The following is a 6,452-nucleotide window of genomic DNA, read 5'->3' on the forward strand; positions in this document are numbered from 1 at the left end:
GTAGAACCGCACCCTCTCCACGTCACTTATCCAAAACCACCCAATCTCCTCCAAATGAGTCCGTCTTGTGGGTTCCGTCTTGTGCAAATGAGTCCGTCTTGTGGGTTCGTCTTGTGGGTTCGTCTTGTGGGTTTTTTCTACCATCATTCTCTGACCAGATGGGCAGACTCCCAGCCTTTATTCATGATGACGAGCATCATCTCGATGTCCTTATAAAGGGCTCGGTCGGTTATGAGGGTGGAAACCTCGCTTCTGATAAGCTCATAGATCTTTTTGGTGCCAAGGCCCGGGGAAAGCCTTTCTTCCTGCATATCTATCGCCTGTGCGGCGGAGAGGAACTCGATTGCGACTATTTTCTCGGTATTTGAAACGACCTGCCTCAACTTTCTTGCCGCCCACATCGCCATACTTACAAAATCTTCCTGCCCTGCGGAGGTCGTTATCGAATCGGCCGATGCAGGGAATGAAAGCGTCTTATTTTCGGAGGCAAGCGCGCTTGCCGTAACGTGGGCCACCATATAACCCGAATTGATACCGGCGTCTTTCACAAGATATTTTACCGGTAGATCCCCCTGCTTCGGATTGATCATCTGTTCGATGCGGCGTTCTGAAATGTTACCAAGCGCCGTGATAGCTGTTGCCAATGCATCACAGGCAATACCGATAGAAGTTCCGTGAAAATTGCCGCCGGAGATGATATCGCGCCCGAATATCAAGGGGTTGTCGGTACAACTTGAAAGCTCGCGTTCAATTATACCTTTGGCAAATTTCAAGGTATCTACGACCGCCCCATGCACCTGCGGCACGCATCTCATTGAGTAGGGGTCCTGAACGCGCGAACATCCTTTATGTGATGCTATTATCTTGCTTCCGGAAACGAGTCCGCGAACGAATTCCGATACCTCTTTATGCCCTTCCTGCGGTCTAACGTTGGCGATCCGTTCGTCGAACGGCCTATCGCTTCCGCGAAGCCCTTCGAGCGTAAGCGCCGTAGCAGAATTTGCATGCTCAATAAGAACTTCGGCATCGCGAAGAGCTATGACCGCCACCGCAAGCGAACCTTGTATCCCATTGATAAGCGACAACCCCTCCTTCGCCTTGAGCTTCAGTCCACCGTCTATTAGGGCAAGCGCCAAGTGAGCCAAAGGTGCAAGGTCGCCGGACGCTCCAACGGAACCTTGAGAAGGGATCTTGGGAATGTTTCCATCATTAACATAGTTAACGAGGAACTCTAATACTTCATAACGAACGCCTGAATACCCCATCGCCAAAACGTTGACACGAAGCAACATGATAAGCCTTACTATATCGTCAGAAAAGAGCTCTCCAACACCGCAGGCATGGCTCCTGACCAGATTGTATTGAAGGGCGTCTAACTTGTCGTCCGGTATCCTTGTGTTTGCAAGGCTACCGAACCCCGTGTTGATGCCATAGTGAGGCTTTCCGTCATTCAGGCACTCCTCAACCACTTGTCTAGACGCCGCCATCCTTGTTTTTACCGAAGGATGAATGGAAATATGCGTTGGTTTTTCGATCCAGGCCCAAACTTTTTCCAACGTTAAGGGTTTATCGCCGATAATGAAGTTCATAGGGTCTTTTTGTGCAATAGAGTTCTATCAATGTCAAATACAATTGCCTTTCTATAAATTTTAACGTTGCCTAAGCATTTTAATTGGTCTATATAATCGGCCGAGGTTCGTGAGAATGCCAAAAAAGCTAAAAAAATCAGTGACAAAACCAAAGGTCAAGGTCAGGGCAAAGACTAAAGTGAAGGTCAAAGCAAAGCCCAAGGTCCAGGCCAAGGCTAAGATAAAGATAAAGATAAAAGCCAGAGCGCTTAAGCCCATTAAAAAGACAAAACCTGCTAAAAAGGCCAAATCGGCAACCAGAAAGTTAAGCCTTAAACGCGAACTTTTGTTGGAAGAAAAACTAAGATCTAAAAAGCAAAAGGGTGTAAAGCGTCCCCATAAGGTTGCCCTTCCTGAACTTAAACCGAAAGTTGCGGATAAAGAGCCGAACGGCGGCGAACTGCTTGTCGGCGAGGCAAAGTTTCAATTAGGCCCCAAACAGAATGCCGGCGAATTTCAGGCGCACAACATCCCCTTCGAATACGGAAAGAACAGGATAGTCCTTCTTATAGTGGACCCCAAGTTCGTATTTATCTACTGGGAGGTCCAGTCCGACAGAATGCATGAGGCTGTCTCAAAGATAGGCCACAATGCAAAGCTGACGCTCCGCTTTAAGAACCTTGAAACCAACAATGTATGGGACGTCTCCATCTATGAACGGGTCGGCAACTGGTATCTTAAGCTCGACCACCCCGAACAAAGGCTCGCCGTTGATGTAGGAATGAAGAACGATCGCGGCGATTTTTATTCGCTGGCCACATCCAACACGATGAAGCTTCCGCGGGCAGGATTGGCTCCGCGCGGGCCTATTAAATGGATGCTCGTTCTCCCCACAGGCGAAAAGCTCATCACAGAAGTGGAAGAATATACCGACGCCGACCTTGAGCTCCTTAAAAAGATTCTCGGACCCTATTTCTTCGATCTCCTGCGCAAGGGAAAGTTCTCCACGATCGTAGGCTCCAGCGCGGAACATGTATTCACAGAGATAGAAGAGATACGGGCACCTTCGATCTCATCATAAATATGACAAAAGGTTTTCTATCATTCGTTCTGCACGCGCACCTTCCCTATGTCCGTCATCCCGAACACGACGATTTTCTGGAAGAGAGATGGTTCTACGAGGCGATAACCGAGACATATGTGCCGCTCCTCACCATGATGGACGGTCTTGAGCGCGACAATGTCTACTTTCGACTTACGATGAGCCTTACCCCGCCGCTCCTCTCGATGATGACCGATCCTCTACTTCAGGATCGCTATGTAAGGCATATTAAAAGACTTGTTGAACTCGCCGAAAAAGAGGTGTGGCGCACGGGAAGCCAGCCGGAATTCAACCGCACTGCCCACATGTACCTAAATAAGTTCCGCCACGCCCGCCGGATGTTCGAAGAAAAGTACGGCAGAAATCTTATAAACGGCTTCAAACATTTTCAGGATATCGCTTCACTTGAAATAATCACCTGCGGCGCAACGCACGGATTCCTTCCCTTACTTCGGGTTTCTCCGGAGGCGGTCAAGGGACAGATCGAAATGGCCGTGAGACATTACACAGACCATTTCGGACGAGCGCCCCGCGGGATCTGGCTCCCCGAATGCGGATATTTCCCGGGTTTAGACGACGTCCTTGCCAGATACGGTATCAAGTTCTTCTTTGTCGACAGCCATGCGATAATCCATGCCGACAGCCGGCCCAAATACGGGGTCTATTCTCCGCTCTATTGCCCTTCCGGAATTGCGGCGTTCGGACGCGACTATGAATCGAGCAAGCAGGTTTGGAGCGCACAGGAAGGTTATCCGGGAGATGGCTGCTACCGCGATTTTTACCGCGACATAGGATTTGACCTCGACTTTGAATATATTAAACCGTACATCCACCGCGACGGCATAAGGATAATGACCGGCGTCAAGTACCACAAGATAACCGGTAAGACCAGCCACAAAGAACCCTATGACCCGCACGCGGCATGGGAAAAAACGGCTGAGCACGCGGGGAACTTCGTCTTCAACCGCGTAAAGCAGGCCGAGTACCTTTGCAACGTCATGAACCGCCAGCCAATAATCGTTGCCCCCTATGACGCCGAGCTCTACGGCCACTGGTGGTATGAAGGCATCGACTGGCTAAATTTCGTCATCAGAAAAATGGCCTGTGATCAGGACGTGGTGAAGCTGATCACGCCTCTCGAGTTCCTGCAGATATACCCGAAGAACCAGATGGCCTACCCTTCCGAATCCTCTTGGGGGAATAAGGGCTATGCCGATGTCTGGTGCAACCAGTCGAACGACTGGATCTACCGCCACCTCCACGAGGCGGCATGGAGAATAACGGAGCTCGCCCGCAAGTTCCAAAACCCCGACGATAACTTGCGCCGGACGCTAAACCAGATGGCGCGAGAGCTTTTGCTGGCGCAATCTTCCGACTGGGCGTTCATTATGAACAGCGGCACCATGGTCGAATATGCCGTTAAACGGACCAAAGAGCACATCTTCCGCTTCAATAAATTATACGATGACATCCTGAATTTACGCCTCGACATGAACTTTGTCAGCGAGCTGGAATGGAAGGATAATATTTTTCCTAATATTGATTACAAAATATATGGTTAGTGAGTGAGCATCCGGATTTGCCAGTGCGCACGAAAGGGGCATGGGGGGAAAGGAGCGAGGCATTCCGAGCGAGTTGTTCCCCCCATTTGAATAACCGGATAATATATTCCCGAATACGGATTATGAGATGTATTCTTAATCGGCGTAACCCCTGATAAATCCGCTTGCTTTTGTGGGCGTTTTTGCGGATAAAGACCGTGAAATATGCACGGTATCGAGCTTAACGATCAGTTTGTCAGGGCGCTTCAAACAATGGAAGAGCCCGACAAGTGCGTCTTCATCACCGGTAAGGCCGGCACCGGAAAATCGACACTCCTTGAATATTTTCGCGAAACTACCAAGAAACAAGTTGTCATCCTCGCCCCCACCGGCGTCGCGGCGGTCAATATCAAAGGCCAAACCGTCCATTCGTTCTTCAGGTTCAAGCCCGGTATCACCGAAACCGCCGCAAAAAAGACCGCCGGCAGGCTTCTTAAGCACAAAGACGCCGAAATGTACCGAAAAATAAGCGCAATAGTGATAGATGAAATATCGATGGTTCGGGCCGACCTTTTGGACTGCGTCGACCAATTTTTAAGAATGGTTCGCAGGCGAAAAGACGCGCCGTTCGGCGGCGTGAAGATGATATTCATCGGCGACCTTTACCAGCTCCCGCCGGTCGTGACATCTGCCGAAAGGGAGATATTCTCCGGCCACTACGAGAGTCCTTATTTCTTTTCCTCCAAAGTATTTCCGCAAATACAGCTGGAACTGGTCGAACTCGAAAAGATATACCGCCAAAAAGACGAAAAATTCATAAAGATACTCAACAGCATCCGCAATAATTCCGTCACCCAGCAGGAGATTTCGACCCTCAACTCGCGCTATGACCCCTTATTCGAACCGAAGGACGACTTTTATATCTACCTCACAGCGGTGAACGCAAAGGCGGCTGAAATAAATTTGACAAAATTATCCGCACTACGCGGCAGAGAATATTCATTTGAAGGAGAAATCAGCGGTGAATTCGACAAGGGCGCCTTGCCGGCAGAGCCTGATCTAAAGCTTAAAATAGGCGCACAGGTCATGCTTTTGAATAACGATAACATGGGACGGTGGATAAACGGAACGATAGGAAAAGTGGCGGAGATAGAGGACGACTGCATCCTTGTCGAGCTCCCTAACGGAGAGACGGAAGATGTCGGGCGCAACACGTGGGATCTGTTCAAATACACGCTTGACAGCAAGACGAATGAACTATCGACCCAAGAGATCGGCTCATTCACACAGTTCCCTCTCAAGCTCGCATGGGCCATAACCATCCACAAGAGCCAGGGGAAAACGTTCGACAGGCTGATATTTGACTTGAGCCGGGGGATGTTCGCGACCGGACAGGCCTACGTAGCGCTAAGCAGATGCAGGAGCATGGAAGGGATAGTTCTGAAACACAAATTTCAAAAGAACCACGTGCTGGTCGACTGGAGGATAGTCAACTTCCTGACAAAGTATCAATATCAGATATCCGAACAAAACATTCCGTTCAAAGAAAAGGTGCGAATATTGCAGGACGCCCTGAAGAACAAGTGTAGGCTGAAGATAACCTACCTGAAGGCGCAGGATATTAAATCAAAACGCGTCATAGAGCCCCTGACGATAGGTGATATGGAATATTCGGGAAAGATTTTTCAAGGGGTCAGATGTTTCTGCCACACCCGCAAGGAAGAACGCACCTTTCGAATAGACCGTATCTTGGAGATATCGCCGGTAAATTGAACTTAGATTTAGGACGCACTATCTCAATTACACCCGGAGGGCAACTTCGGTGTCCAAAAGACAACCTTTGACGCGTTTCAATCCACGCCCCCCGCGCGGGGGGCGACCTCGCGCCGACAACGCCGGCGGCGCTTGTTGAGGTTTCAATCCACGCCCCCGCGCGGGGGGCGACTTCTTAATTACGCTATAGTAATATGTATAATTAGGTTTCAATCCACGCCCCCGCGCGGGGGGCGACCCAATATACTTTAGAATATCATTAGGAGTACTTAGTTTCAATCCACGCCCCCGCGCGGGGGGCGACTTATTATGCCACTCTGCCAAAACCAGCCAACACGTTTCAATCCACGCCCCCGCGCGGGGGGCGACCAAAGTAAGTTATTAAAAAAGGCTCTTCGCGGATATGAGTGGGTCATTTGCGGGCACCTCGACCGAGCGGTGGTAGAAAGGCCGCTATAATTTTAAGTT

Annotated in this window: 4 protein-coding genes and 1 CRISPR repeat array; of the genes, 3 read left to right on the forward strand and 1 reads right to left on the reverse strand. The window is 49.8% G+C overall.

Features of this window, described 5'->3' with window-relative positions; genetic code table 11:
- Nucleotides 1-143 precede the first annotated feature (143 nt).
- A complete protein-coding gene (locus COV46_01045; GenBank protein ID PIR18184.1) occupies nucleotides 144-1,589 on the reverse strand; it encodes a histidine ammonia-lyase in 1,446 nt (481 codons plus the stop codon).
- Between the two features lie 115 nt (nucleotides 1,590-1,704).
- On the opposite strand from COV46_01045, the gene COV46_01050 reads away from it, so the two are divergent.
- From COV46_01050 to COV46_01060, 3 genes are all read left to right on the forward strand, one after another.
- Nucleotides 1,705-2,649: a hypothetical protein gene (locus COV46_01050; protein PIR18185.1), complete on the forward strand. Its 945-nt coding sequence runs from the start codon at nucleotides 1,705-1,707 to the stop codon at nucleotides 2,647-2,649.
- 2 nt (nucleotides 2,650-2,651) lie between these two features.
- On the forward strand, nucleotides 2,652-4,232 hold the full coding sequence (locus COV46_01055; protein PIR18186.1) for a glycoside hydrolase: 1,581 nt from the start codon (nucleotides 2,652-2,654) through the stop codon (nucleotides 4,230-4,232).
- Between the two features lie 204 nt (nucleotides 4,233-4,436).
- A complete protein-coding gene (locus COV46_01060; protein ID PIR18187.1) occupies nucleotides 4,437-5,984 on the forward strand; it encodes an AAA family ATPase in 1,548 nt (515 codons plus the stop codon).
- Between the two features lie 74 nt (nucleotides 5,985-6,058).
- Nucleotides 6,059-6,353: a CRISPR direct-repeat array (repeat unit 32 nt; unit sequence GTTTCAATCCACGCCCCCGCGCGGGGGGCGAC).
- Nucleotides 6,354-6,452: the final 99 nt, after the last annotated feature.

It is taken from the genome of Deltaproteobacteria bacterium CG11_big_fil_rev_8_21_14_0_20_49_13 (assembly GCA_002796305.1).
In the GTDB taxonomy this organism is placed as follows: domain Bacteria; phylum UBA10199; class UBA10199.

Coding starts and splice junctions, on each gene's coding strand:
- COV46_01045 (PIR18184.1), bottom strand. CDS start 1,589: ATGAACTTCATTATCGGCGATAAACCCTTAACGTTGGAAAAAGTTTGG.
- COV46_01050 (PIR18185.1), top strand. CDS start 1,705: ATGCCAAAAAAGCTAAAAAAATCAGTGACAAAACCAAAGGTCAAGGTC.
- COV46_01055 (PIR18186.1), top strand. CDS start 2,652: ATGACAAAAGGTTTTCTATCATTCGTTCTGCACGCGCACCTTCCCTAT.
- COV46_01060 (PIR18187.1), top strand. CDS start 4,437: ATGCACGGTATCGAGCTTAACGATCAGTTTGTCAGGGCGCTTCAAACA.